Source organism: Pseudomonas sp. YY-1 (assembly GCF_002843095.1).
Lineage (GTDB): Bacteria > Pseudomonadota > Gammaproteobacteria > Pseudomonadales > Pseudomonadaceae > Aquipseudomonas > Aquipseudomonas sediminis_A.
Genome location: NZ_PJLX01000005.1, coordinates 39924 through 64603 on the forward strand (window position 1 = coordinate 39924; position 24680 = coordinate 64603).

Annotated in this window: 25 protein-coding genes and 1 riboswitch; of the genes, 18 read left to right on the forward strand and 7 right to left on the reverse strand. The window is 65.1% G+C overall.

Annotation, left to right across the window (positions count from 1 at the left end):
• The first annotated feature begins 49 nt into the window (after positions 1 to 49).
• From ribE to CXP40_RS08795, 9 genes are all read left to right on the forward strand, one after another.
• Entirely contained in the window at positions 50 to 526 is a 477-nt protein-coding gene (gene ribE, locus CXP40_RS08755) for a 6,7-dimethyl-8-ribityllumazine synthase (RefSeq protein WP_064495009.1), read from the forward strand.
• The gene (gene nusB, locus CXP40_RS08760) at positions 523 to 1002 is read left to right on the forward strand and encodes a transcription antitermination factor NusB (RefSeq protein WP_106733423.1); all 480 of its coding nucleotides are present in this window, start codon (positions 523 to 525) and stop codon (positions 1000 to 1002) included. Before ribE ends, nusB begins: the two co-directional genes overlap by 4 nt.
• Positions 1003 to 1152: 150 nt before the next feature.
• Positions 1153 to 2106, forward strand: coding sequence for a thiamine-phosphate kinase (gene thiL, locus CXP40_RS08765; protein ID WP_106733594.1), 954 nt, complete (start codon positions 1153 to 1155; stop codon positions 2104 to 2106).
• Positions 2107 to 2121: 15 nt separating this feature from the next.
• The gene (locus CXP40_RS08770; protein WP_106733424.1) at positions 2122 to 2649 is read left to right on the forward strand and encodes a phosphatidylglycerophosphatase A; all 528 of its coding nucleotides are present in this window, start codon (positions 2122 to 2124) and stop codon (positions 2647 to 2649) included.
• A gap of 14 nt (positions 2650 to 2663) precedes the next feature.
• Positions 2664 to 3392 carry an ABC transporter substrate-binding protein gene (locus CXP40_RS08775; RefSeq protein WP_106733425.1) on the forward strand — a complete coding sequence of 243 codons (729 nt, stop codon included), beginning with the start codon at positions 2664 to 2666 and terminating at the stop codon, positions 3390 to 3392.
• Positions 3393 to 3410: 18 nt separating this feature from the next.
• On the forward strand, positions 3411 to 4055 hold the full coding sequence (locus CXP40_RS08780) for a TIGR02281 family clan AA aspartic protease (protein ID WP_106733426.1): 645 nt from the start codon (positions 3411 to 3413) through the stop codon (positions 4053 to 4055).
• 111 nt (positions 4056 to 4166) lie between these two features.
• Positions 4167 to 4787 carry a GTP cyclohydrolase II gene (ribA, locus tag CXP40_RS08785; RefSeq protein WP_104730380.1) on the forward strand — a complete coding sequence of 207 codons (621 nt, stop codon included), beginning with the start codon at positions 4167 to 4169 and terminating at the stop codon, positions 4785 to 4787.
• Positions 4784 to 5197, forward strand: coding sequence for an MFS transporter (locus CXP40_RS08790; protein ID WP_090337664.1), 414 nt, complete (start codon positions 4784 to 4786; stop codon positions 5195 to 5197). Before ribA ends, CXP40_RS08790 begins: the two co-directional genes overlap by 4 nt.
• Positions 5197 to 5991 carry a cobalamin-binding protein gene (locus tag CXP40_RS08795; protein WP_106733427.1) on the forward strand — a complete coding sequence of 265 codons (795 nt, stop codon included), beginning with the start codon at positions 5197 to 5199 and terminating at the stop codon, positions 5989 to 5991. The genes CXP40_RS08790 and CXP40_RS08795 overlap by 1 nt, the downstream gene beginning before the upstream one ends.
• A gap of 64 nt (positions 5992 to 6055) precedes the next feature.
• Here CXP40_RS08795 and CXP40_RS08800 read toward each other — a convergent pair whose 3' ends face one another.
• The 7 genes from CXP40_RS08800 to CXP40_RS08830 all read right to left on the reverse strand — a co-directional run bounded on the left by CXP40_RS08800 (position 6056) and on the right by CXP40_RS08830 (position 16036).
• Positions 6056 to 7903 carry a TonB-dependent receptor domain-containing protein gene (locus CXP40_RS08800; RefSeq protein ID WP_106733428.1) on the reverse strand — a complete coding sequence of 616 codons (1848 nt, stop codon included), beginning with the start codon at positions 7901 to 7903 and terminating at the stop codon, positions 6056 to 6058.
• An 82-nt stretch (positions 7904 to 7985) separates the two neighbouring features.
• Positions 7986 to 8192: riboswitch (cobalamin riboswitch) on the reverse strand.
• A 72-nt stretch (positions 8193 to 8264) separates the two neighbouring features.
• Positions 8265 to 10160, reverse strand: a complete 1896-nt coding sequence (gene dxs, locus CXP40_RS08805) for a 1-deoxy-D-xylulose-5-phosphate synthase (protein ID WP_106733429.1) — start codon at positions 10158 to 10160, stop codon at positions 8265 to 8267.
• A 104-nt stretch (positions 10161 to 10264) separates the two neighbouring features.
• Positions 10265 to 13537, reverse strand: a complete 3273-nt coding sequence (locus tag CXP40_RS08810; RefSeq protein ID WP_106733430.1) for a carboxyl transferase domain-containing protein — start codon at positions 13535 to 13537, stop codon at positions 10265 to 10267.
• Between the two features lie 120 nt (positions 13538 to 13657).
• Positions 13658 to 13966 carry a DUF2388 domain-containing protein gene (locus CXP40_RS08815; protein WP_106733431.1) on the reverse strand — a complete coding sequence of 103 codons (309 nt, stop codon included), beginning with the start codon at positions 13964 to 13966 and terminating at the stop codon, positions 13658 to 13660.
• Positions 13967 to 13973: 7 nt separating this feature from the next.
• Positions 13974 to 14861, reverse strand: a complete 888-nt coding sequence (ispA, locus tag CXP40_RS08820) for a (2E,6E)-farnesyl diphosphate synthase (protein WP_064494999.1) — start codon at positions 14859 to 14861, stop codon at positions 13974 to 13976.
• On the reverse strand, positions 14858 to 15100 hold the full coding sequence (locus tag CXP40_RS08825; RefSeq protein ID WP_003463176.1) for an exodeoxyribonuclease VII small subunit: 243 nt from the start codon (positions 15098 to 15100) through the stop codon (positions 14858 to 14860). Before CXP40_RS08825 ends, ispA begins: the two co-directional genes overlap by 4 nt.
• A gap of 162 nt (positions 15101 to 15262) precedes the next feature.
• On the reverse strand, positions 15263 to 16036 hold the full coding sequence (locus CXP40_RS08830; RefSeq protein ID WP_106733432.1) for a sulfite exporter TauE/SafE family protein: 774 nt from the start codon (positions 16034 to 16036) through the stop codon (positions 15263 to 15265).
• 145 nt (positions 16037 to 16181) lie between these two features.
• Between CXP40_RS08830 and pcaQ the strand changes: the two genes are divergently transcribed.
• From pcaQ to pcaF, 9 genes are all read left to right on the forward strand, one after another.
• Complete coding sequence (pcaQ, locus tag CXP40_RS08835; RefSeq protein WP_106733433.1) at positions 16182 to 17114, forward strand: pca operon transcription factor PcaQ; 933 nt, start codon at positions 16182 to 16184, stop codon at positions 17112 to 17114.
• A gap of 127 nt (positions 17115 to 17241) precedes the next feature.
• Positions 17242 to 17961: a protocatechuate 3,4-dioxygenase subunit beta gene (pcaH, locus tag CXP40_RS08840; protein WP_106733434.1), complete on the forward strand. Its 720-nt coding sequence runs from the start codon at positions 17242 to 17244 to the stop codon at positions 17959 to 17961.
• A gap of 12 nt (positions 17962 to 17973) precedes the next feature.
• Positions 17974 to 18582, forward strand: a complete 609-nt coding sequence (gene pcaG / locus CXP40_RS08845; protein ID WP_106733435.1) for a protocatechuate 3,4-dioxygenase subunit alpha — start codon at positions 17974 to 17976, stop codon at positions 18580 to 18582.
• A 4-nt stretch (positions 18583 to 18586) separates the two neighbouring features.
• Entirely contained in the window at positions 18587 to 19630 is a 1044-nt protein-coding gene (zapE, locus tag CXP40_RS08850) for a cell division protein ZapE (protein ID WP_106733436.1), read from the forward strand.
• The gene (locus CXP40_RS08855; RefSeq protein ID WP_106733437.1) at positions 19624 to 20571 is read left to right on the forward strand and encodes an AEC family transporter; all 948 of its coding nucleotides are present in this window, start codon (positions 19624 to 19626) and stop codon (positions 20569 to 20571) included. Before zapE ends, CXP40_RS08855 begins: the two co-directional genes overlap by 7 nt.
• Before the next feature lie 238 nt (positions 20572 to 20809).
• On the forward strand, positions 20810 to 21655 hold the full coding sequence (locus tag CXP40_RS08860; RefSeq protein ID WP_099526311.1) for an IclR family transcriptional regulator: 846 nt from the start codon (positions 20810 to 20812) through the stop codon (positions 21653 to 21655).
• 131 nt (positions 21656 to 21786) lie between these two features.
• Entirely contained in the window at positions 21787 to 22638 is an 852-nt protein-coding gene (locus CXP40_RS08865) for a CoA transferase subunit A (RefSeq protein ID WP_106733438.1), read from the forward strand.
• Positions 22638 to 23420: a CoA-transferase subunit beta gene (locus CXP40_RS08870; RefSeq protein ID WP_106733439.1), complete on the forward strand. Its 783-nt coding sequence runs from the start codon at positions 22638 to 22640 to the stop codon at positions 23418 to 23420. The genes CXP40_RS08865 and CXP40_RS08870 overlap by 1 nt, the downstream gene beginning before the upstream one ends.
• Positions 23417 to 24622: a 3-oxoadipyl-CoA thiolase gene (gene pcaF / locus CXP40_RS08875; protein ID WP_106733440.1), complete on the forward strand. Its 1206-nt coding sequence runs from the start codon at positions 23417 to 23419 to the stop codon at positions 24620 to 24622. The genes CXP40_RS08870 and pcaF overlap by 4 nt, the downstream gene beginning before the upstream one ends.
• Positions 24623 to 24680 lie beyond the last annotated feature (58 nt).

Genomic DNA, 24680 nt, shown 5'->3' on the forward strand with positions numbered 1-24680 from the left:
TTTCGGAGCGCACCGCCGCTCCGGCTCTTTAACCCATGTGAGACCTGTCATGACCCTGAAGACCATCGAAGGTACCTTCATCGCCCCGAAGGGCAAATACGCCCTGGTGGTAGGCCGTTTCAACAGCTTCGTCGTCGAGAGCCTGGTCAGTGGCGCCGTCGACGCCCTGGTACGCCACGGCGTGAGCGAGAGCGAGATCACCATCATCCGTGCGCCGGGTGCATTCGAGATTCCGCTGGTCACCCAGAAGGTCGCTCAGCGTGGTGAATACGCGGCGATCATCGCCCTTGGTGCGGTCATCCGTGGCGGCACCCCGCACTTCGAATACGTCGCCGGCGAGTGCACCAAGGGTCTGGCCCAGGTCTCCATGGAATATGGCGTACCGGTCGCCTTCGGCGTGCTGACTGTCGACTCCATCGAGCAAGCCATCGAACGTTCCGGCACCAAGGCAGGTAACAAGGGTGCCGAAGCTGCGCTGTCTGCCCTGGAAATGGTCAGCCTGCTGGCGCAGTTGGAGGCCAAGTGAGCAACTCCGGTAACGGCCAGCCGGCCAAGAAGGGGCCCAGCGGCAAGATTCTCGCACGCCGCGAGGCCCGTACCCTGGCCATGCAGGCGCTTTATTCCTGGCACATTGCCGGGCAGCCGCTGAACGAGATCGAAGCGCAGTTTCGTGTCGACAACGATTTCAGCAAGGTCGATGGCGCTTACTTCCACGAAATTCTGCACGGCGTGCCGCGGCAGAAGACCGAGCTGGAAGAAGCCTTCACGCCGCTGCTCGATCGCCCGCTGGAAGAGATCGATCCGGTCGAGCTGGCCATCCTGCGCCTGTCCACCTACGAGCTGAAGAACCGCGTCGATGTACCCTACAAGGTAGTGATCAACGAAGGTATCGAGCTGGCCAAGGTGTTCGGTGCCACTGACGGGCACAAATTCGTCAACGGCATCCTCGACAAGCTCGCGCCCAAGCTGCGTGCGGCCGAAGTCAACGCCAACAAACGTTGAGGCCTATGGGGATGCTCGATTCACGATCTTGCGAGCTAGAGCCATGCAAGGCAAAAGCAGGCGAGGAAGCGCAGTGTGCTGTAGCACATGAGCATTCCGAGTCTGCTTTTAACGCAGCAGGGCCGACGCGCAGCAGATCGTTGCTTGCCCGTGAATGAGTTCGAGCTGATCCGTCGCTACTTCGCCGCCGCCCGTTGCGCTCAGGGCGGTGACGGCGTGGTTAGCGGTATCGGCGATGACTGCGCCCTGCTGGCGTTGCCAGCGGGCGAGCAGTTGGCGGTGTCCACCGATACGCTGGTTGCCGGGGTTCACTTTCCCGACGCCTGCGATGCCTTTCTTCTCGGTCAGCGTGCGCTGGCCGTCTCTGCCAGTGACCTGGCTGCCATGGGCGCTACGCCGCTGGCCTTTACTCTCGCGCTTACCTTGCCGAACGCCAGTGAAACCTGGTTGGCCGAGTTCGCGCGTGGCCTGCAGCAGATGGCCGAGAACTGCTCGCTGGCGTTGGTCGGTGGCGACACCACGCGTGGCCCGCTGAGCCTGACGCTGACCGTGTTCGGCCGTGTGCCGGCCGGGCAGGCACTGTTGCGCAGCGGTGCGCAGGTGGGTGATCTGCTGTGCGTGGGTGGCGAGCTGGGTGACGCTGCTGGCGCCCTGCCGCTGGTATTAGCCCAGCGTGATGCAATGCCTGAAGTCGCCGAGCCTTTGCTGGCTCGTTACTGGTCGCCGCAACCGCAACTGGCCCTGGGGCAGGCACTGCGCGGCCGAGCCACGGCAGCACTGGATATTTCCGACGGCCTGCTCGCTGACTGCGGGCATATCGCCAACGCCTCGCAGGTCGCGCTGCACATTGAGCTGGCGCGTGTGCCGATGTCTGCGCCGCTGCGCGCCTTCGCCGGTGAAGAGCAGGCGCGGGGCTGCGCGCTCGGTGGTGGCGATGACTACCGCCTGGCCTTTACCCTACCGCCAACGCTGCTCGTCGACATTCAGCGTGACTGGCCTGAAGTCCGAGTTATCGGCCGTGTACTGAACGGCACCGGGGTGCAGCTGCTGGACGCCAACGGCCAGCCAATCGAACCGCCGCGCGGCGGCTATCAACATTTCTGACAGGACGGAGTGCGTGTGACCGATCACCCCAACCAGGTTCCCGCCGAATACGTACCGCCCTCGGTGTGGCGCAATCCGTGGCACTTCATCGCCTTCGGCTTCGGTTCCGGCACGCTGCCCAAGGCGCCGGGTACCTGGGGCTCGCTGGTGGCGCTGCCGTTCGTGCCGCTGTGGCAGATGCTGCCGGACTGGGGCTACTGGCTGCTGCTCGGGGTCACCATGCTGTTCGGCTTCTGGTTGTGCGGCAAGGTCGCCGACGACCTGCGCGTGCACGACCATGAAGGCATCGTCTGGGACGAAATGGTCGGCATGTGGATCACCCTCTGGCTGGTGCCCGAGGGTTGGGTCTGGTTGCTGCTAGGCTTTCTCATGTTTCGTTTGTTCGACATCGTCAAGCCCTGGCCCATCCACTGGGTTGACCGGCATGTGCATGGCGGAGTCGGCATCATGCTCGATGACGTGATCGCCGGGGTATTCGCCTGGCTGGCCATGCAGGGGCTGGTGTGGGGGTGGGATCGTTATGCAGCGCTGTTGGGCTTTTAGAGAGGCAAGCAAAGATGGCTGCGAGGCTGTTGGCATTGCTGCTGGGCATGAGCGGAATCCTGACGGCGCATGCCGAACTGCAGCCGCCGGACGAGATTCAGGTGGCCAGCGAAGTCTGGGAAGGGCACACCAATGCCGACGGCACGGGCATGGCCTGGGATATCCTGCGTGAGGTGTTCGAGCCGGTCGGGGTGCGCTTGCATGTGCAGAGCGTGCCTTACACCCGTGCGGTAGGTCTGGTTCAGCGTGGCAGTGCCGATGCCTGGGTGGGTTCCTACCGCAATGAGATAGATGAAGGTGTGCTGTATCCGCGCTGGCATTACGACGGCGAGCGCGTCAGTGCGCTCGGTCTGCGCGGCAAGCCGGCCCCCACGCTGGAGTCGCTCGGTGAGTTGCATCTGGTCTGGAAACGCGGCTACGAATACCAGCGCTATCTGCCGAATGTGCGGCATTACCGGGAAGTTCGGCAGCATAGCGATATTCTTGGCATGCTTGATCAGGGGCATGCCGATTTCCATATCGACTCCCATTCGGAACTCGAGCTGCTGCTGGCGAATGTTGCGCGACGCGGCCGCTATCAGTTGGTCGAGCTGACCTGGTTGCCGCTTTACATCGGTTTTGCCGATAACCCCAAAGGGCGCGCTCTGGCTGAGCTCTTCGACCGCCGTATGACGCAATTGGTGGAGGCAGGAACGCTCAAGCCGATTTTCGCGCGCTGGCAGCAGCCTTATCCCTTCGATTGAGCCGGGAGGCCGTCCTACATGCAGTTTCGTCACTGTCTCGCCGTGTTGGCGCTGTTGGGGTCGAGTGTTGTCTGCGCTGCTTCTCAGGTTCAGGTGGTTGGCCTGTTTCCCGGCGCTGCGGTGGTCAATGTCGATGGGCAGCGGAAGCTGGTGCGGGTCGGACAGACCGGTCCGGGTGGGGTGGAGGTCGTCAGTGTGGACAAGCAGGGTGCGGTACTGCGTGTCGAGGGTGTCGAGCGCGCCTATCCACTGAGTCGGGAATACAGTGCCGGTTTTGCCGAGCCGGTAAGAAAGCGTTTGAGCATCGCCAAGGGTATTGGTGGCCACTATTGGGTCGCCGGGTCGGTCAACGGCCAGACGGTGCAGTTTCTAGTGGATACCGGTGCCACCTCGGTGGCTCTTAATGACGCGCATGCCCGGCGCCTAGGTATCGATTATCGAGTCAGTGGCCGGCCTCTACAGGTCAACACCGCCAGTGGTGTCGCTCGCGGCTGGCGCGTGATGCTTGACCGGGTCAAGGTCGGCGATCTCGAGGTGCTCGGCGTCGAGGCAGTGGTGCTGGAGGGGAATGCACCGCATGAAGCCCTGCTGGGCATGAGCTTCCTCAGTCGGGTGGGCTGGCGCGAGGAGCAGGGCATGCTGGTGCTCGAATCCAAACTCTGAGACTTTCATTGAGCGTTTCGATACCGATGATCGGCAATTCTGACTGACCCGCCAGTGGGGCCTGCTGATACAATGCCGGCCCTGTTTAGTACTCATTGCCAGGAGCATCCGGTGTCCGTCGTGTTCGTCGCCGCCTCCCAACTGCCCACGCCCTTCGGTGTGTTTACCATGCATGGTTTCCTCGATGAGGTTACCGGCAAGGAACATGTCGCCCTGACCTTCGGCAATGTCGCCGACGGTGCACCGGTGCTCGGGCGTCTGCACTCCGAATGCCTGACCGGCGACGCGCTGTTCAGCCTGCGTTGCGACTGTGGTGCCCAACTGCAGGCTGCGCTGCAGGCCATCGCCAACGAAGGTCGCGGCGTATTGCTGTATCTGCGTCAGGAGGGCCGGGGCATTGGTCTGCTGAACAAGATTCGCGCCTATGAACTGCAGGACGGTGGGGCCGATACCGTGGAAGCCAACGAGCGCCTGGGTTTCGGCGCTGACCAGCGTGACTACGCCATCTGCCTGCCGATGCTCGAGCACCTGGGCATCGACAGCCTCAAGCTGATGACCAATAACCCGCGCAAGGTCAAAGCGCTGGGTGACATGGGTATCGCCGTGGACCATCGTGTGCCACTGCAGATTGCACACAACCCCTACAACAAGCGCTATCTCGCCACCAAGGCCGGCAAGCTCGGTCATATGCTGGGCAACCAGCATCAGGGTGAGACCGAGGAGCGCCTGTGACCCGAGGCCAGGTAAAGCGGCGTCTTGCGCTGGCCTGGTGGCGTCAACTGGGCGTGGCGCTGGCGCCCTTGTTCATGTTCAACCTGCTGTTCGGCGGTGGCGGTCACACGGTCATGAGCATGCCGATGTTCATTGCCGGCCTGGCCTCGATGTTTGTCAGCCTGCCGCTGTTCTCTGCCTACAAGCACGCCCTTATCGCCACCCAGAAAGCCCTCGATAGTGACGAGGAACCCGCCGCCTGGCTGGAGCTGGATCGTGTTCGTTTGCGCGCCCTGCTTGGCGCTGCGCTGCCTGCGTGGATCGCCGCGTTGGCAGTCCTTGCTGGCCTCGAGGCGATCCCGCTGGTACTGCTGGCGCTGTCGTCCATCGTGCTGCACAGCCTCTACCGCATACCCCGCCAGTTGGGTTGATGCGCACGCTGCTGCTCGCGCTTTGCCTGCTGGCGTTGCCGCTGTCAGCTGCCGAGCGGGTAATCAGCCTGGCACCCTCGCTCAGTGAAATCATGCTCGACCTGGATGCTGCTGATCTGCTGGTCGGCGTACTCGAAGGGGATGAGCGTCCCGCAGAGCTGGCGCATCTGCCCACAGTCGGGCGTTATGGCCAGCTGGAATTCGAGCGCCTGCTGCAGCTGGAGCCGGATCTGATCCTTATCGCACCCGGTAGCGTGCCGCCGGCGCAACAAGCGCAGTTGCAGCGTTTCGGTATCGACCTGCTGATCGTCGAGCCGCAGCGCCTTGACCAACTCGGCGAGGCCTTCGTGCGTATTGGCGAGCGAGTGGGCCGGACGGAGCAGGGCGAGCGGCTGGCGGCCGAGTTTCGCGCCGAGCTGCACGTGCTGCGCCAGCGCTACCAGCGGGAGCAGCCCCTGACGGTGTTCTATCAGGTCTGGCACCAACCGCTTTACACCATCGGTGGCGAGCAATTGATCGGTGACGCCTTGCAGGTGTGCGGCGCGCGCAACCTGTTCGCCGATCTGCCGCAACCGGCGCCACAGGTCAGTGTGGAGGCTGTGTTGGCGCGTGACCCAGACGTGATACTCGGCGGCAGTAATGCCGAGTTGAGCGCCTGGCAGGCCTGGCCGCAGTTGCATGCCGTGCGTCTGGAGCAAGTCTGGGCGGTGCCGGACAGGGGCCTGGAAAGGCCCAGCCGGCAGATGCTGGGCGCCATCGAGCAGTTATGTGAGCGGATGGCGGGTGCGCGGTAGCACCTTCAGGCGGTGCGCACGGCGCACCCTACAGCGGTGGTAGGGTGCGCCGTGCGCACCAAGGTCAGAGTTGCGGCGTCCAGCTGACCGCGAACAACGCGGTACGCCCGGCGCTGTTGTAGCCGAAACGGCCATTGGGTGTGCTGTAGGTCGCTTCTGCATGATCCTTGTCCAGCAGATTATCCAGCTTCAGGCTCAGCCCCAGTTCCTCATTGGCCTGCCAGGCGGCGCGCAGGCTTAGCAGACCGTAGCCGCTCATTTCGATCTCGTTGTCGGCATCGTCGTAACGGCCATTGATCGCACGCCAGCCTGCGCCCACCGACACATCACCAAAGCGGCGGTCAAGGTCCAGGCTCAACGTGCGTTTGGCGCGGCGTTGCAGGGTATGACCGCTGGCGCGGTCACGCGGGTCGATCAGGGCCAGCGCGAGATTGCCTTGCCAGCCGAACAACTCCTGCTGCACGGCGGCTTCGAAGCCATTGATCCGGGCTGTCTGGACGTTCTGTGGAATGAAGTTCTCGTCCAGGACGATGGCGTCCTCGATATCAGTTCGATACACGGAAGCCTGCAATGATCCTGTGTCGCTGTAGCGGCTGCGCCATTGCAGCTCGTAGCTCTTGGAGCGTTCCGGGGCGAGGTCGGGGTTGCCGTACCACTGATCGTAGAGATCGTTGAAGGTCGGTGCGCGGAAACCTTCGCTGTACGACAGGATCAGGTCGTTGGCCCTGTTCAGGGGCAGGGTCAGTGCCGCGTTCCAGGTGTTCTCGCTGCCGAACTGCTGGTTGTCGTCGTGGCGCAGTCCCAGCTCGGTCGAGAAGGTGTCGCCGGTGTAGCGGTGTTGCACGAAGGCCGCGCGGTTCCAGCGTGAATCCTCCGCGAAGTCCGCGCTGCTATGCAGGCGATCCTCATACCAGTCGGCGCCAGCCAGAATTTGCTGGTGGTCGGTGAGGGTCAGGGTGTTCACCCAGCTCGCGGAGTCGCGATAGGTGGTGTAGGTAAAGAATGAATAGTCGGGCGCTGCCGGTGAGTCATCACCCGTGTCGCGCTGGTCTTTGCTGTGACCCATTTCCAGGCGGCTGCTCCAACGCTCGTTGAGGCGGCCGTCGATGAACCCGGAAAGGCTACTGACCTGAAAGTCAGTTGTCGGTAGCAGGCCGGTAAAAACATCGTCGTATTCAACCTGCCCGCGCTGATCGAGAGCACTAAAGCCCACCTGCAGATCGTCACTGAAACGGTGCGACAGACTCAGGCTGAGCGAGCGGTTGCGGTAGGCGTCATCGTCGCCATTGGCGCCGAAACCGTCTCGGGTGGCGTCGATGCCGGCTGTCTCGTCCAGGGCCGCTCCCAGGTGAAAGCGTGTGCGTTCGTCGCCGCCGGAGAGGCCGAGGCTGCGCTGGTAAGTGCTGTCGCTGCCAGCCGCCAGGCGCGCGTAAGGCTTGAGGCCCTGGCCATCGCCTTGGCGAGTGAAAATCTGAATCACCCCGCCAATGGCGTCGGAGCCATACAGCGCCGAGCGCGCTCCACGAACCACTTCGATACGCTCGATCTGCTCGGGGGCGAGAAACTCCAGGCTGCTGGTGCCGCTGGAGGCGGCCGCGATACGTTGGCCGTCGACCAGGACCAGGGTTTGTGCCGTGCTGGTGCCGCGCAGGAACACGCCCGTCTGGCTGCCGGCACCGCCAGTGCGGACGACGCTGAGGCCGGGCACACGCTCCAGTAGCTCGGTAACGCTGCTGACCTGCAGGCGCTCGATGTCGTCCCGCTCGAACACCGTGGTGGCAGCGGTGGCCTGCGCTTGCGGTTCGGACAGGCGCCCGGAGGTGACGACCAGCGGCTCGGCCACGTAGGGCTCGGCGGCCAGCGAGAGACCTGGCATGACGGCGATGGCCAGAGCCAGACGGGACAGTTTCATTCTCTTTCCTCAACGGTCGGCAGACGGTCGAGGAGGGCAGGCGCAAGCGCAGGACGGCGCTTGACCGTGCTGCCCTCCGCAACACCAGTCGCACCGCCTTGGCCGGTCTCCGGGCTCTCGACCCGCGTCCGCCTTCCCAGGCAGGGCCCAGTGGCTGTTGGACGTGGCGCACGCTCAGCGCGTGCAGTCGATTACCGTTGCGGGGGCAGCGTCGGCATTGCTCGTGACGAGCGCACCGACTTCCCGTTTAACACTGCTTGCGCAGCGCACCCTGGCGGAACATTAATGGCGCGCACCTTAGTGCGCACGCACATGAATCACAAGCAAGCGCCGCTCATTCAGCGATGAGCGGGCTTCATGCTCAGGCCTGAAGCAAACTCAGACGCTCACGTACCGCGCGTTCGATGCCGGCTTCGTCGAGACCGCACTCGGCGAGCATCTGGCTGGGCTTGGCGTGCTCGACGTAGTAGTCGGGCAGGCCCAGGTGCAGCATCGACATCTGGATGTTCTCGGCGGCGAAGAATTCGCTGACCGCGCTACCGGCGCCGCCCATGATGCTGTTTTCTTCGATGGTCACCAGCAGCTCGTGGCTGCCTGCCAGTTCGCGCAGCAGGGCTTCGTCCAGCGGTTTGACGAAGCGCATGTCGACCACCGTGGCATCCAGCGTTTCACCGACGCGCAGGGCTTCGGCCAGTTGCACGCCGAAGGCCAGCAGGGCTACGCCCTTGCCCTGGCGGCGTACCAACGCCTTGCCAATGTCCAGCGGCTCCAGGCCGGCATCGAGCGGCGCGTTGGGGCCGGTGCCACGTGGGTAGCGTACCGCCGCCGGGCCGTCGAACAGGTGGCCGGTGGTGAGCATGCGGCGCATCTCGTTTTCGTCGCTCGGCGTCATCACCAGCATGCCGGGGATGCAGCGCAGGTAGGACAGGTCGAAGCTGCCGGCGTGGGTCGGGCCGTCTTCGCCGACCAGACCAGCACGGTCGATGGCGAACAGCACATCGAGGTGCTGCACCGCCACGTCGTGAATCAGTTGGTCATAGGCGCGCTGGAGGAAGGTGGAGTAGATCGCCACCACCGGTTTGGCACCTTCGCAGGCCATGCCGGCGGCCAGGGTCACGGCGTGCTGCTCGGCAATCGCCACGTCGAAGTAACGATCAGGGAAGCGCTCGCTGAACGCCACCAGATCCGAGCCTTCCTTCATCGCCGGGGTGATGCCGACCAGGCGCGCGTCCTGCTCGGCCATGTCGCACAGCCACTGGCCAAAGACGTTGGAGTACTTCGGGCCGGAAGGCTTCTTCGGTGCCGCGACTGGCGTGACCGGTTCCAGCTTGGTGATTGCGTGGTAGCCGATGGGGTCGACCTCGGCCGGGGCGAAGCCCTTGCCCTTCTTGGTCACCACATGGAGGAACTGCGGACCGTCGAGGTCGCGCATATTGCGCAGGGTGGCGAGCAGGGTGGGCAGGTCGTGGCCGTCGATGGGGCCGACGTAGTTCCAGCCCAGCTCCTCGAACAGGGTGCCGGGTACCAGCATGCCTTTGGCGTGCTCCTCGACCTTGCGCGCTATTTCCCAGGCGCCAGGCAAGCGCGAGAGGATCTTCTTGCTGCCCTCGCGCATGCTGGCGTAGGTGCGGCTGGAGATGATCTTGGCCAGGTAGTTGGACAGGCCGCCGACATTCTTGGAGATCGACATGTCGTTGTCGTTGAGGATCACCAGCATGTTGGCGCCGACGTCGGTGGCGTGGTTGAGCGCCTCGAAGGCCATGCCGGCGGTCAGTGCGCCGTCGCCGATCACCGCCACGCTCTTGCGCTTCTCGCCTTTCAGACGGGCGGCGATGGCCATGCCCAGTGCCGCGCTGATGCTGGTGCTGGAGTGGCCGACGCCGAAGGTGTCGTACTCGCTCTCGCTGCGCCGTGGGAAGGCGGCCAGGCCGTCCTTCTGGCGCAGGCTGCCCATGCGCTCGCGACGACCGGTGAGGATCTTGTGCGGGTAGGCCTGATGGCCGACGTCCCACACCAGACGGTCATCGGGGGTGTCGAGGACGTAATGCAGGGCGATGGTCAGCTCGATCACGCCGAGGCCGGCACCGAAGTGCCCGCCGCTCTGGCCAACGCTGTAGAGCAGGTATTGGCGCAGTTCGTCAGCGAGGGTTTCCAGGTCCGCTTCGGCCAGGCGGCGCAGTTCGTCGGGCGTGTTGGCGCTGTCGAGCAGCGGCGTCAATGGGCGCTCGCGGGGGATCTCGTGGAAAGTGGTCGGCATCAGGCGAATCGTTATAGGTGTAAAAAGATGCGGCAGTTTACCCGAAAAAGGTGGCTGCAAGCTTCACGCCCCGTGCGACAAGCCAGCGCTCGCGCACGGAGGCCCTACCAGGTGTCGACAAAGGGGCGCTTCTTGCCATCACGCCGGGGCGGACGCGGCGCCGCGTTGAGCCCGCGCAGCAGCCAGGCGCGGCTGTCGGCCGGGTCGATCACGGCGTCGATCTCAAGATAGCTGGCCATGTTCAGCGCCTTGCCGTTGTCGTAGGCCTTGGCCACCAGCTTGTCGAACAGCGCCTGGCGCGCGGCCTCGTCCGGCTGGGCTGCCAGTTCCTTGGCGAAGCCCAGGCGCACCGCACCTTCCAGGCCCATGGCGCCGAACTCACCACTGGGCCAGGCGGCAGTGAACAGCGGCGAATGAAAGCTGCCAGCCGCCATTGCCTGGGCGCCGAGGCCGTAGCCCTTGCGCAGCACCAGGGTGAAGATCGGCACCGTGAGGCTGGCGGCGGTGACGAACAGGCGCGAGACGTGGCGCACCGTGGCCTGTTTCTCCGCCTCCGGCCCGACCATGAAACCGGGGGTGTCGCACAGCGAAACGATGGGCAGGTCATGGGCTTCACACAACTGCAGGAAGCGCGCGGCCTTGTCGCCGGCCACGGCGTCGATGGCGCCACCCAGGTGCGCGGGGTTGTTGGCGATCAGCCCGAACGGCTTGCCCTCGATGCGGATCAGCGCGGTGATCAGGCCGGGAGCGAACTGGCGGCGCAGTTCCAGCACGCTGCCGTGATCGGCCAGCAGCTCGATCACCTTGCGCATGTCGTACACGCGCAGGCGGTTTTCCGGGATCACATGGCGCAACTCGCGGCTATCGCTGCACTGCCAGTCGCTCACTGAGCCCTGGAAATAGCCCAGGTACTGCTTGGCCACGGCGACCGCTGCGGTTTCGTCCTCCACCAGCACATCGATCACCCCATTGGGGCCTTGCACGTTGGTCGGGCCGACCTGCTCGGGGGTGAAGCTGCCCAGACCGCCGCCTTCGATCATCGCCGGGCCGGCCATACCGATAGTCGCGTTCTTCGTTGCGATGATCACGTCGCAGCAGCCGAGCAGCGCGGCGTTGCCGGCGAAGCAGCGGCCAGAGACCACGCCCACCGTCGGCACCAGGCCGGAGAGTTTGGCCATGGCGACGAAGGTGTGGCAGTCCAGCCCGGCCACGCCGACGAAGTCGGTATCTCCCGGTCGGCCGCCGCCGCCTTCGGCGAACAGCACCACGGGCAGGCGCCACTGCTCGGCCAGGGCCAGCATGCGGTCGGTCTTCTTGTGGTTCATCACGCCCTGAGTGCCGGCGAATACCGTGTAGTCGTAGGCGATGGCCATACAGCGCGCGGCCTCGGCACCGAAACTCGCGGCGTTGACTGTGCCGATGCCGGCGACCAAACCGTCGGCCGGGCTTAGCTCCAGCAGCTCCTCGGGCGAGCGTCGACGGCGCTGGGCGGCCAGGGCCATGGCGCCGTATTCGATAAAGCTGTCGGCATCGAGCAAGTCCGCGAGGTTTTCCCGCACCGTGCGCTGGCCGGTCTTGCGCCTTTTCGCCACGGCCTCGGGGCGGCGCGCATCGGTCAGACGTGCATGGCGCTCGAGCACTTCGGCCAGGTCGGCGCGGATATGCGCCAGGTCGACTGCCTGTTCGCCGTGGGCGTCGAGGCCATCCACCTCGGCCGGTTCTAGGAATACGAGCGCCTGGCCCTCACCGATGGCGTCGCCGGGGATCACGGCCAGCGCGCGGACGATGCCGCTGTGCTCGGCCTTGACCTCGAACTCCATCTTCATCGCTTCCAGCACGGCGATGCGCTGGCCGGCGGCCACGGCGTCGCCTTCTGCCACCGCCAGGCTGACCAGCATGCCAGCGCTGGGGGCGCTCAGGGCCAGGGTGCCAGGCGGTGCATCGACAGTGGCCTTGGCGCTGTGCAGCGAAGCATCGGTGGCGAAGTAGCGATGTGGATGGGCCTGCTCGCGAGCGGCCAGCAAGGTATCGAGATGGCGTTCGACGTAGGTGGTGTCGACCTGGTTGGCGATCACCGCCTCGCATTGCAACAGGTTCTGCAGCAGGTGCAGGTTGCTCGCCACGCCGTCGATACGGAACTCGCACAGCCCGCGGTAGGCGCGGCGCAGGGCGCCGGGGTAGTCACCGGCGCTGGCGATCAGCTTGGCGATCAGCGAGTCGTAGGCCGGGCTGACGACGTAGCCGGCATAGCCGCAGCCATCCACACGCAGGCCGGGGCCACTGGGCGGCTGGTAGGCACCGAGCACGCCGCTGGCCGGACGCGCGCTGCCATCGGCGAGCAGGGTCTCCAGATTCAGGCGCACCTGCACGGCATAGCCCTTGGTCGCGGGCGGTGTGAGCAGGTTCAGCTCGGCCAGGCTTTTGCCGGCGGCCAGGTGCAATTGCGTGTGCAGCAGCTCGACGCCGGTGACCTGCTCGGTGACGGTGTGCTCCACCTGCACGCGCGGGTTGGCTTCCATGAAGTAGAAGTGCCCCGGCTGGTCGAGGTCGAGCAGAAACTCGAAGGTGCCGATGCCGTGATACTGCACCTCGGCCGCCAGGCGCAGGGCGCTGGCGATGATGGCGTCACGGGTGGCCGCATCCAGCTCGGGGCTGGGGGCGATCTCCACCAGCTTCTGGTGGCGGCGTTGCAGGCTGCAGTCGCGCTCCCACAGGTGGCTGACCGCGCCGCTGCCGTCACCGAGCACCTGCACTTCGATATGCCGGGCGCGGCGCACGCGCTTCTCCACGTACAGCGCGCCGCTGCCGAAGGCGCCCTGAGCCTCGGAGGCGCAGCGGGCGAAGGCCTCGCCCAGTTGCGCGGCGTCATCCACCGCACGCATGCCGCGCCCGCCGCCACCGGCCAGGGCCTTGAGCATCACGCTGCCGTGCTCGGCGAGAAAGGCGCCGGCCTGCTCCAGCGTCACCGCCTGGTTGATACCGGGCACCAGCGGTACGTTGCAGCGCGCGGCGAGATCACGGGCGGCGGCCTTGTCGCCAAACAGTTGCAGCGTCTCGGGCGTTGGCCCTACGAAGGTCAGCCCAGCGGCCTGGCAACGGCGGGCGAATTCGGCGTTCTCGGCGAGAAACCCGTAGCCGGGGTGGATGGCCGTGCAGCCCTGCTCACGGGCGATGGCAATGAGCTGATCCATGTCCAGGTAGGCCGCGGCACCGCGACCGACCAGCGCCACGGCCAGGTCGGCCTTGCGCGTGTGCAGGCAGGAGGTGTCGTCCTCGGCATACACCGCGACACTGCGGATGCCGAGGTCGGCGCAGGCCTGGGCGATGCGAATGGCGATCTCGCCACGGTTGGCGATCAGCAGGGCAGGGAAGGGCATGGCGGCTCCGGACATCTTGTCGTTATGGAGCCATCTTAGGTGGCTGGTGGCCGGGGTAAAGCAAGCCTTATGTGGCGATCATGCCGACATAGATTGGAGTGATGGCGCGAGTGGCTCGGGTCAGCGCAATGAGGCGATGGCCTGTGCCAAGTGCATGTCGCTTGTGCCGGCATCTGGATGGTCACGGCGGTACTGCCGCAGCGCACTTTCCAGCCGTGCGCCTCGAATATCGCCGGCCGAGGCGACATAGGCCAGGGCATCGTCACGGGCGCTCTGGTAGGCGCGCAGTGAATTGCTGGTGGAGGCGGTGATACCGGCGGTACCGAGGCTGCTGCCCACGGTGAAGTGGTCGCTGGAGTTGCCTTGCCCGTCCATGCCCCAGGCCTGGCTGGCGCTGAGCATAACGAGCAGGACAAGGGCTCGCTTCATGCGTCGCTCAGCTGCGCCGCTCGACGATGTAACGGGCCAGCTCGCGCAGCGGTTCGGCGCTGTTGCCGAACGGGCGCAGCACGTGCAGGGCCTGGTCGCGCAGTTCCAAAGCGTAGTCCTTGGCAGCGTCGAGGCCGAGCAGGGCGGGGTAGGTGGGCTTGTCGTGGGCTTCGTCCTTGCCCTGGGTCTTGCCCAGGGTGGCGGTATCGCTCTCCACGTCGAGGATGTCGTCCTGCACCTGGAAGGCCAGGCCGATGGCGCGAGCGTATTGCAGCAGGGCCTTGAGGGCCAGTTCGTCGGTGCTGCCGCTGGCCAGGGCACCGAGCGCCACGCTGGCCTCGATCAAGGCGCCGGTCTTGTGCCGGTGCATGACTTCCAGCGCCTGCTGGTCGAGTTGCAGGCCAACAGAACCAAGGTCGATGGCCTGGCCGCCGACCATGCCGGCCGGGCCTGCAGCCTGGCTCAGCAATTCGATCATCTGCAGGCGCGTCTCGGCATCCTGCGGGTTGCGTCGGCGGTCGGCGAGTACGCCGAAGGCCAGGCTTTGCAGGGCGTCGCCGGCAAGGATTGCACTCGCTTCGTCGAAGGCCTTGTGCGTGGTCGGCTGGCCGCGACGCAGGTCGTCATCGTCCATCGCCGGCAGGTCGTCATGCACCAGTGAATAGGCGTGAATCAGCTCCACTGCGCAGGCCGCACCATCAGCACGTTCGAGGTCACCTTCGAGGGTTTCGCAGGCGGCGTAGACCAGCAGCGGGCGGACGCGCTTGCCGCCATTCATGACGCTGTAGCGCATGGCCTGGTAGAGCCGTTCGAGTTCTGTACGCGGTGCTTGGAACAGCTGTTCCAGAGCGGTATCGACGCGGGTCTGGCAGCGCTTCTGGTACGCCGCGATCATGCAGGCTCGTCCGTATCGAAGGGGGCGGGCTGCAACTCGCCATCACGCTCCAGCAGGATCTGCACCTTCTGCTCGGCCTGAGCCAGCGCGGCCTGGCACTCACGAGTCAGGCCGATGCCCTGCTCGAAGGCGGTCAGGGAGTCTTCCAGCGACAGCTCGCCGCTCTCCAGGCGCTCGACCAGAGTCTGCAACTCGGCAAGGGAGTGTTCGAAGTCGGGAGCGGCTTTCTTGCGGGCCATGGTGCGGGTTCTCGCTGATTCTGGAACGGGCGCGACACTAGCAGAGCCGCGCCACTCGGGCAAATCAGCGGGCCCCGGAATGTGCTTCGGAATTGGGCTCTGCGTAGGGTGCGCTGTGCGCACCAACAAGACCGCGATGGTGCGCACGGCGCACCCTACGGTCTATCCCCGATAGGTGCTCCAGAAGTAGTACAGCGTCATCGTGCTGCCGACCAGAATGACGAAGCTGCGCAGCAACGCAGGCGGTAGTTTCTCGCCCAGTGCGCCGCCGGCATAACCGCCGATCGTAGCGCCGGTAAGCAGGATGGCAAGCTCATACCAGCTGACCCGGCCGGCGATGACGAAGGTCAATGTGGCGATGCTATAGATGACTGCCGAGATCAGGTTCTTAAGGGCGTTGGCGCGTGCCAGCGGGTGACCTTCGATGGAAAACGCGGCGAGCTGCAGAATACCCATGCCGGCGCCGAAGTAACCGCCGTAGATCGAAACGCTGATATGCGCGCCCAGCGACAGTGGCGTATGCGGTGGGTGTGCGGATGCCTTGTTCTTGCGCCGCTCGGCTAGCCAGCGTCCCAGCCATGGGCTGGCGGCAAAAAGCGCAGTGGCGGCCAGCAACAGCCAGGGGATCAACACGCGGAACACATCGTCGCCGCCGGCCAGCAGCAACAGACCGCCGAGAAGGCCGCCGGCCAGGCCGGCCAACAGGAGTGGAAGCAGATAACGACCCAGCGGCCGCAACGAGGCGCGCGCTGCCCAGGCACCGGCCAGGCTGGCCGGCCACAGGGCCACTGCGTTGGTGGCATTGGCGGTAACCGGTGGCAGGCCGGCGGCGAGCAGGGCGGGGAAGGAAAAGAAGGTGCCGCCGCCAGCCAGGGCGTTCATGCCCCCAGCGGCGAAACCGGCGAGGGCCAGCAGCAGTAGATCGAACAGAGACATCGGGCAGGCTCGCACAAAAAAGGTGCAGCATAGAGCTGACCCTTCGGTCAGCCAAGTGCGACTAAAGTGACGAACCTGCCAATTGTCGTCTGTGCCAGGCCTATGCTTTGCGGCATCATCGCAGCACCTGTATTCGGTACCCGCGATGAACATCGACACCCGTATCAAATTCCGTCACCTGCTGTGCTTTCTCGAGATCGCCCGCCAGCGCAGTTTCGCCAAGGCGGCCGATGCCCTGGCGGTGAGCCAGCCAGCGATTTCCAAGACGCTCAAGGAGCTGGAGGAGATCCTCGAGGCCAGTCTGTTCGAGCGGGGCAAGAGCGGGGTGAGTCTGACCGCTGCCGGGGTGGCCTTCATGCGTTACGCCGGCCCCTGCGTGCAGGCGCTGCGTGATGGCGTGAACAGCCTGCGCGAAGGCGAGCACGAGGCTGGGCAGGTGCGCGTGGGCGTGCTGTCTACCGTCGAGAGCCTGCTGATTCCCGAGGTGGTCGGGCGCCTGCACCAACGTCATGCGGCGCTGGTGGTCAGCGTCGCCACCGGGCCTGGGGCCTATCTCTTGAGTCAGTTACGCGTCGGCGAGCTGGATCTGGTGATCGGCCGCATGACCGACAGTCCGGACATCCAGGGCCTGACGTTCGAGCACCTGTACAGCGAGTCGATGACCCTTGTGGTGCGCCCAGATCATCCGTTGCTGGCTGCCGATGAGGAGGCGCTGGGGCGGTTGGGTGATTACCCATTGGTATTGCCGACCACCGGCACCACCATCCGCAAGCATGCCGACAGCCTGTTCGTGCAATGCGGGGTGACGCCTTCGCGGCAGCGTCTGGAAACCCTCTCGCCGGCCTTGAGTCGGCGCTACGTCCTGTGCAGCGATGCGCTATGGGTGGCGCCGCAGGACGCCGTATGCCTGGACGTGCGACGCGGCGAGCTGGTCGAGTTGCAACTGCCGGTGCGTGAGCCTGGTGGCTCGGTAGGCATATGCCGTAACAGTGCGCTGGGTCTGTCACTGGCGGGGGAGCGCTTCTGCGATGTGCTGCGCGAGGTGGCGCAGGCCTACCGCGAGGGCGATTTTCCATAACCATCTGGTTATGTTTTGACGGCGTCTTTTCAATGTTCATCTAGGCAGGTTTGGCCGAGACTGCGCCAACTCCCCGGGGAACCAGCACCCTGGGAAAACTCCACAATAGCCATAACAGGAGTGCACCATGCCTGCCGAGGACAACCGCCGCTTTGCCATTCGCGACCGCAACTGGCATCCGAAAGCCTTCACCCCCGATTACAAGACTTCCATCGCCCGTTCACCGCGCCAGGCGCTGGTAAGCATTCCGCAGTCTATTTCCGAAACCACTGGTCCGGATTTCTCGCACCTGAAGTTCGCCGAGCACGACAACGATCTGCTGCTCAACTTCAACAACGGTGGGCTGCCCATCGGCGAGCGCATCATCGTCTCCGGCCGGGTCATGGACCAGTACGGCAAGCCGATCCCGCATACCCTGGTGGAGATGTGGCAGGCCAACGCCGGCGGCCGCTACCGCCACAAGAACGACCGCTACCTGGCGCCGCTCGATCCCAACTTCGGTGGTGTCGGCCGCGCGCTGACCGACAGCGAAGGCCGCTACATCTTCCGCACCATCAAGCCCGGCCCCTATCCGTGGCGCAACAACCCCAACGACTGGCGTCCGGCGCACATCCACTTTTCGCTCAATGGCCCGTCGATCTCCACGCGCCTGATCACCCAGCTGTATTTCGAGGGCGATCCGCTGATCCCGCTGTGCCCGATCGTCAAGGCGATCGCCAACCCGGACGCGGTGCAGACGCTGATCGCCAAGCTCGACATGAGCACGGCCAATCCGATGGATTGTCTGGCCTACCGCTTCGACATCGTGCTGCGCGGCCAGCGCAAAACCCATTTCGAGAATAAGTAAGGAGGGATGACCATGCCTGTTGAACTGCTACCGGAAACCCCTTCGCAAACCGCCGGCCCCTACGTCCATATCGGCCTGGCCCTGGCTGCCGCGGGTAACCCGACCCGCGAACAGGAAATCTGGAACCAGATGGCGCGCCCTGAAGCCCCGGGCGAGCACATCGTGCTGGCCGGTCATGTCTATGACGGTAACGGCCACCTGGTGCGCGATGCCTTCCTCGAGCTGTGGCAGGCCGATCATCAAGGCCACTACGACGAGGATTATGACCAGTCCAAGCCGTTCAACGGCTTCGGCCGTACCGCCACCACCTTCGATGCCGGCAGCGAATGGTTCGCCTACACGGTCAAACCGGGTGTAGTGAAAAACGCCGCCGGCGTGCCGATGGCGCCGCACGTCAACGTCGCGCTGTTCGCTCGGGGCATCAACATCCACCTCAATACTCGCCTGTATTTCGAGGATGAGGCCGAGGCCAACGCCAAGGACCCGGTGCTGAACCTGATCGAGCAGCCGCAGCGCCGCGAGACGCTGATCGCCAAACGCTGCGAAGTCGAGGGCAAGCCGGCCTACCGTTTCGATATCCGTATCCAGGGGGACGGCGAGACAGTGTTCTTTGACTTCTGACCCGGTGACGCCCGCCGAGGCGGTGCGCCGTCACTTCGACCGCGAGCTGGCGGCCCGGGGCTTTCGCGCCGACCCCGCCCAGCAGCGGGCCATCGCCCAACTCGCCGACTGGCTGGGCGCGCAGCTGGCGCCCAAGCGGCGCTGGCGGCGTCCGGCTGCGGGTATTTACCTGTGGGGCGGTGTCGGGCGCGGCAAGAGCTTCGTCATGGATTGCCTGTTCGCCGCCGCGCCCCTGGCGAACAAGCGCCGGGTACATGTGCACGGTTTTCTCCAGGAGCTGCAACAGCGCCTGAACGCTTACAGCGGCCAGCCCGAGCCGCTGGCCCGGGTCGCCACTGACCTGGCCGGGGAGGCGCGTCTGCTATGCTTCGATGAATTCCATGTGCACGACATCGGCGACGCCATTCTCCTCGGGCGTCTGCTCGAATGCCTGCTGCGTGAAGGCGTGGCGTTGGTGTTCACGTCCAATTTCGCGCCGGCCGGGCTGTGCCCGAACCCGCTCTATCATGCACGCTTCAGGCCGTTCATCGCGTTGCTGCAGCGCCATTGTCAGGTGCTTGAACTGGACGCCGGCGAAGACTATCGCCAGCGCACCCGCCACGATTGGGGGCGCTTCATCCAGGCGCCTGCCGAGCGGGCCGACAGCCTGTTGTGCCGCGCCTTGCAGATCGTGGCGGGCGAGGGCGGCGAGCTGCAACTGAACCGCCGCTCGTTCGCCCTGCGGGGGCGAAGCGGGCATGGGATCTGGCTGGATTTTTCGGCGCTGTTCGAGGTGCCGTCATCGACCGCGGATTACCTGTGGTTGTGCGAACATCTCGCTTGCGTCGCCGTCAGTAACGTTCCGCCGCTGCATCGGCTGTCACTGGATGTGCAGCAGCGGGTGATCAACTTCATCGATGTTGCCTACGACAGTGGGGTGGTCCTGCTGCTCGCCAGCGAGTCGAGCCTGGAGCAGGTGTGCGCCGATATCGGCGCCAGCGATTTCAGCCGCGCCCGCAGCCGTTTACAGCAACTGTCCAGCTCTGTGGAGAACTGCGTCGCGTGTTAGCCGTACTCAGCATTACCGCACCGATTTTCATCCTGATCGGTCTGGGTTTCGTGTCGGTACGTGGTGGTCTGGTCAACCGCGAACAACTGCGCGGCATGGGCACCTTCGTCATCACCTTCGCCTTGCCCGCCCTGGTGTTCAACGCCCTGGCCAAGCGGCCGCTGAGTGAGGTGCTCAACGTGCCGTACATGGGCGCCTATGCCCTGGGCTCGCTGGCGATCTTCGCCATCGGTTTTGCCGTGGCCTTCTGGTTGCGCCGGCAGGGCGTGTCGCGCAGCGCGATCATGGCCCTGGGCGTGTCGGTGTCCAACAGCGGTTTCATCGGCTACCCGATCGCGCTCACGGTGCTGGGCGAGCAGGCCGCCGTGGCGCTGGCCCTGGGCATGCTGGTGGAGAACCTGCTGATGATCCCCCTGGCGCTGATGCTTGCCGAGAGCGGACAGCAGCAGGCTCAGTCCAAGTGGGCGGTGCTGGGTGAAACCCTCAAGCGCCTGCTGAAGCATCCGATCATCATCGGCATCAGTTTTGGCCTGGTTGTCTCGTTGCTGGGGATCGATCTGCCGACCCTGCTGAGCCGGCCCATCGACATGCTGGCCAGTGCCTCGGCGCCGGTGGCGCTGTTCGTCATCGGCGGTACCCTCTACGGCATGAAGGCCAATGGTGTGTGGCGCGAGGTAGCGCAAATCAGCCTGGCCAAGCTGCTGTTGCACCCGCTGGCGGTGTTCACCGCGCTGATGCTGATGCCGGGTATCGAGCCGCACATGCTGGTGGCCGGGGTGCTGTTCGCCAGCGCGCCGATGCTGAGCATCTACCCGATCATGGGCCAGCGTTTCGGCCTGGAGGAGCGTTGCGCGGCGGCGCTGGTCGGGGCGACCGTGCTGGCGTTCTTCACTATCAGTGCGCTGATCGGCTTCATCGAATTCCGCGGGCTGCTCGCGTAAGCAGTGGCGAACCCCGCCCGCGCCCTGAGGGGTACCTGACCGTAACGGCTGGGGCTGGGCAGCGGCAAGGGCATTGAGCCTCGTAGCCCGGATGAAATCCGGGAATGACCGACACGATGGCTGCAGATTGCATCCGTGCTACACAAGTGTCGTTCGCTATGTTGCTCAGCATGTTTGCGATTACCGCACGAGGGTTCGATAATCGCCAAGTGCTGTTCATCGCCGTTTCGGAGTCATCATGAGCGAAACCCGTCCGCCGCTTACCAGTCTTGCACCGCCGCCCTACGTATCGCCGGCCAAGCGTATCGAAGAGTTCGCTGGCGACCCCAACTTCATGACTTCCCTGGCGCGTGGCCTGGCGGTGATCAACGCGTTCCAGGAGCGCAAGCGCCACCTGACCATCGCGCAGATCAGCCACCGCACCGAGATTCCTCGTGCTGCCGTGCGCCGCTGTCTCTACAGCCTGATGAAGTTGGGCTACGTGACCACCGACGGGCGTACCTATTCGCTGCTGCCCAAGGTCCTCACCCTGGGCCACGCCTACCTGTCGTCGACGCCGCTGGCGGTATCCGCGCAGCCCTTCCTCGACCGCCTCAGTGAGCAACTGCACGAAGCCTGCAACCTGGCCACGCTGGAAGGCGAGCAGGTGCTCTACATCGCCCGTTCGGCCATTCCGCAACGGCTGATCTCGGTGGACCTGAGCGTCGGCAGCCGCCTGCCGGCCTACTGCACCTCCATGGGCCGCATCCTGCTCGCCGCGCTGGATGACGATCAGTTGCAGGACTATCTGGCCCACGCCGAGATGCAGCCCAAGACCAGCCGTACCCTGCACACCCCCGACGCGCTATGGGAGTGCCTGCAGCGCGTACGTCACCAGGGCTGGTGCATCGTCGACCAGGAGTTGGAGCAGGGGCTGCGTTCGCTGGCGGTGCCGGTGTATGACTCCGCCGGCCACGTGCTGGCAGCGATGAACATCAGCACCCACGCTGCTCGCGTTCCGGCCGCTGAGTTGGAAAAGCGTTATCTGCCGTTGATGCTGTCGGCTAGTCGAGAGTTGAGCGGGCAGTTGTTCCGCGCGGTGTAAACGTTCGAAGGTGTTCGATAATCGCCCGCTATGGCGATTATCGGATTGTTCTCGTCAGGGTCAGTTTTTAATGTGGCAGGTATCCACCGCGCTCGCTTCGGTGGCGCCTGCAACCTGACGAGAACAATACGATGGCCGACATCATCACCCTGCGCGACGCCATTTCGCGCCATGTCCAGGACGGCGATTGCGTCGCCCTCGAAGGCTTCACCCACCTGATTCCCACTGCCGCTGCCCACGAGATCATCCGCCAGGGCAAGAAAGACCTGCACCTGGTGCGCATGACCCCGGACCTGGTCTATGACCTGCTGATCGGCGCCGGTTGCGCGCGCAAGCTGACCTTCTCCTGGGGCGGTAACCCCGGTGTCGGTTCGCTGCACCGCCTGCGCGACGCGGTCGAGAAGCACTGGCCGCACAAGCTGGAAATCAGCGAGCACAGCCACGCCGCCATGGCCAACGCCTACGTGGCCGGTGCCTCCAACCTGCCGTTCGCCGTGCTGCGCGGCTACCAGGGTTCCGATCTGGTCAAGGTCAACCCGGAGATCAAGTTCATCGATTGCCCGTTCAGCGGCGAGAAGCTGGCCGCGATCCCCAGCGTGCGCCCGGACGTCACCGTGATCCATGCGCAGAAGGCCGACCGCAAGGGCAATGTGCTGATCCAGGGCATCCTGGGTGTGCAGAAGGAAGCCGCCCTGGCGGCCAAGCGCTGCATCGTCACCGTCGAGGAAATCGTCGACGACCTGCAGGCGCCGATGAACGCCTGTGTGCTGCCGACCTGGGCCATCAGCGCGGTCTGCGTGGTGCCCGGTGGTGCCCATCCGTCCTACGCCCATGGCTACTACGAGCGCGACAACCGCTTCTATCAGGCCTGGGATCCGATTGCCCGTGACCGCGACACCTTCACCGCCTGGATCGATGAGTACATCCGTGGCACCGAGGATTTTGCGCAGTACCAGGCGAAAGTGAATGGGGAGGCCAAGTGATGAGCGCGTTCAACACCAATGAAATGATGACCGTGGCCGCCGCACGCCGCCTCGGCAATGGCAGCGTCTGCTTCGTCGGCATCGGCCTGCCGTCCAAGGCCGCCAACCTGGCGCGCCTGACCCACGCCCCGGAAGTGGTACTGATCTATGAGTCCGGCCCGATTGGCGCCAAGCCGAGCGTTCTGCCGCTGTCCATCGGTGACGGCGAGCTGGCCGAAACCGCTGACACCGTGGTGCCGACCGGCGAAATCTTCCGCTACTGGCTGCAGGGCGGGCGCATCGACGTCGGCTTCCTCGGCGCGGCTCAGGTCGACAAGTACGGCAACATCAACACCACCGTGATCGGTGACTATCACAACCCGAAAGTGCGCCTGCCGGGTGCCGGTGGCGCGCCGGAAATTGCCGGCAGCGCGAAGAAGGTGCTGATCATCCTCAAGCAGGGCCATCGCACCTTCGTCGACAAGCTGGCCTTCATTACCTCGGTCGGCCACGGCGAAGGCGGCGATCATCGCAAGCGCCTGGGGCTGCCGGGCGACGGCCCGGTGGCGATCATCACCGACCTGTGCATCATGGAACCGGAAGCCGGCACCAACGAATTCATCGTCACCTCGCTGCACCCGGGCGTGACCCGCGAGCAGGTGATTGAGAACACCGGCTGGCAGATTCGCTTCGCCGACAACCTGACCACTACCGAGGCGCCAAAAGCTGAGGAGCTGGCCGCCCTGCGTGACCTGGAAGCGCGCACCGCTGCCGCCCATGGCCAGGCCGGAGGTGAGGAATGAGCCGCGACGTATTCATCTGCGACGCCATTCGCACGCCCATCGGCCGCCTCAATGGCGCGCTGTCGGCGGTGCGTGCCGACGACCTGGCGGCGATTCCGCTCAAGGCGTTGGTCGAGCGTAATCCGCAGGTCGACTGGTCTGCCGTCGATGAAGTGTTCATGGGCTGCGCCAACCAGTCTGGAGAAGACAACCGCAACGTCGCCCGCATGGCGCTGCTGCTCGCCGGCCTGCCGGAAACGGTGCCGGGCGTGACCCTCAACCGCCTGTGCGCCTCGGGTATGGAAGCGGTCGGTGCCGCCTTCCGCGCCATCGCCTCGGGCGAGATGGAGCTGACCATCGCGGCTGGCGTCGAGTCCATGACTCGCGCGCCTTACGTGATGGGCAAGGCCGACAGCGCCTTCGGTCGCGGCCAGAAGCTGGAAGACACCACCCTTGGCTGGCGCTTCGTCAACCCGCTGATGAAAACGCAGTACGGCGTCGACCCGATGCCGGTCACCGGTGACAACGTCGCCGAGGACTACGGCGTCAGCCGCGCCGACCAGGATGCCTTCGGCCTGCGCAGCCAGCAGCGTGCGGCGGCCGCGCAGGAGAGCGGCTACTACGCCGAGGAAATCGTCCCGGTGGTGATCAAGACCAAGAAGGGCGAGATCGTTGTCGACCGTGACGAGCACCCGCGTGCCGATACCACCGCCGAAGGTCTGGCCAAGCTCAAGCCGGTCAATGGCGAAGGCAAGACCGTCACCGCCGGCAATGCCTCGGGCCTCAACGACGGCGCCTCGGCGATGATCCTGGCCTCGGCTGAAGCTGTTAAGCAGTACGGCCTCAAACCGCGCGCCAAGGTGTTGGGCATGGCCAGCGGCGGCGTTGCGCCACGCATCATGGGCGTCGGCCCGGTGCCGGCGGTGCGCAAGCTGCTGACCCGCCTGAACCTGGACATCAATGCCTTCGACGTGATCGAGCTGAACGAAGCCTTCGCCGCTCAGGGACTGGCTGTCACCCGCGACCTCGGTTTGCCGGACGACAGCACCAAGGTCAACCCGAACGGCGGCGCCATCGCCCTCGGCCACCCGCTGGGCATGAGCGGCAACCGCCTGGTGCTGACCGCCGTTCACCACCTGGAAAAGACCGGCGGCAAACTCGGTTTGGCAACCATGTGCGTGGGCGTCGGCCAGGGGCTGGCGCTGGCCATCGAGCGGGTGTGAACCGAAGCAAATTCGGGCGCGTAGGGTGGGCCGGGCGGCGATCCGCTTAGCCCACCAT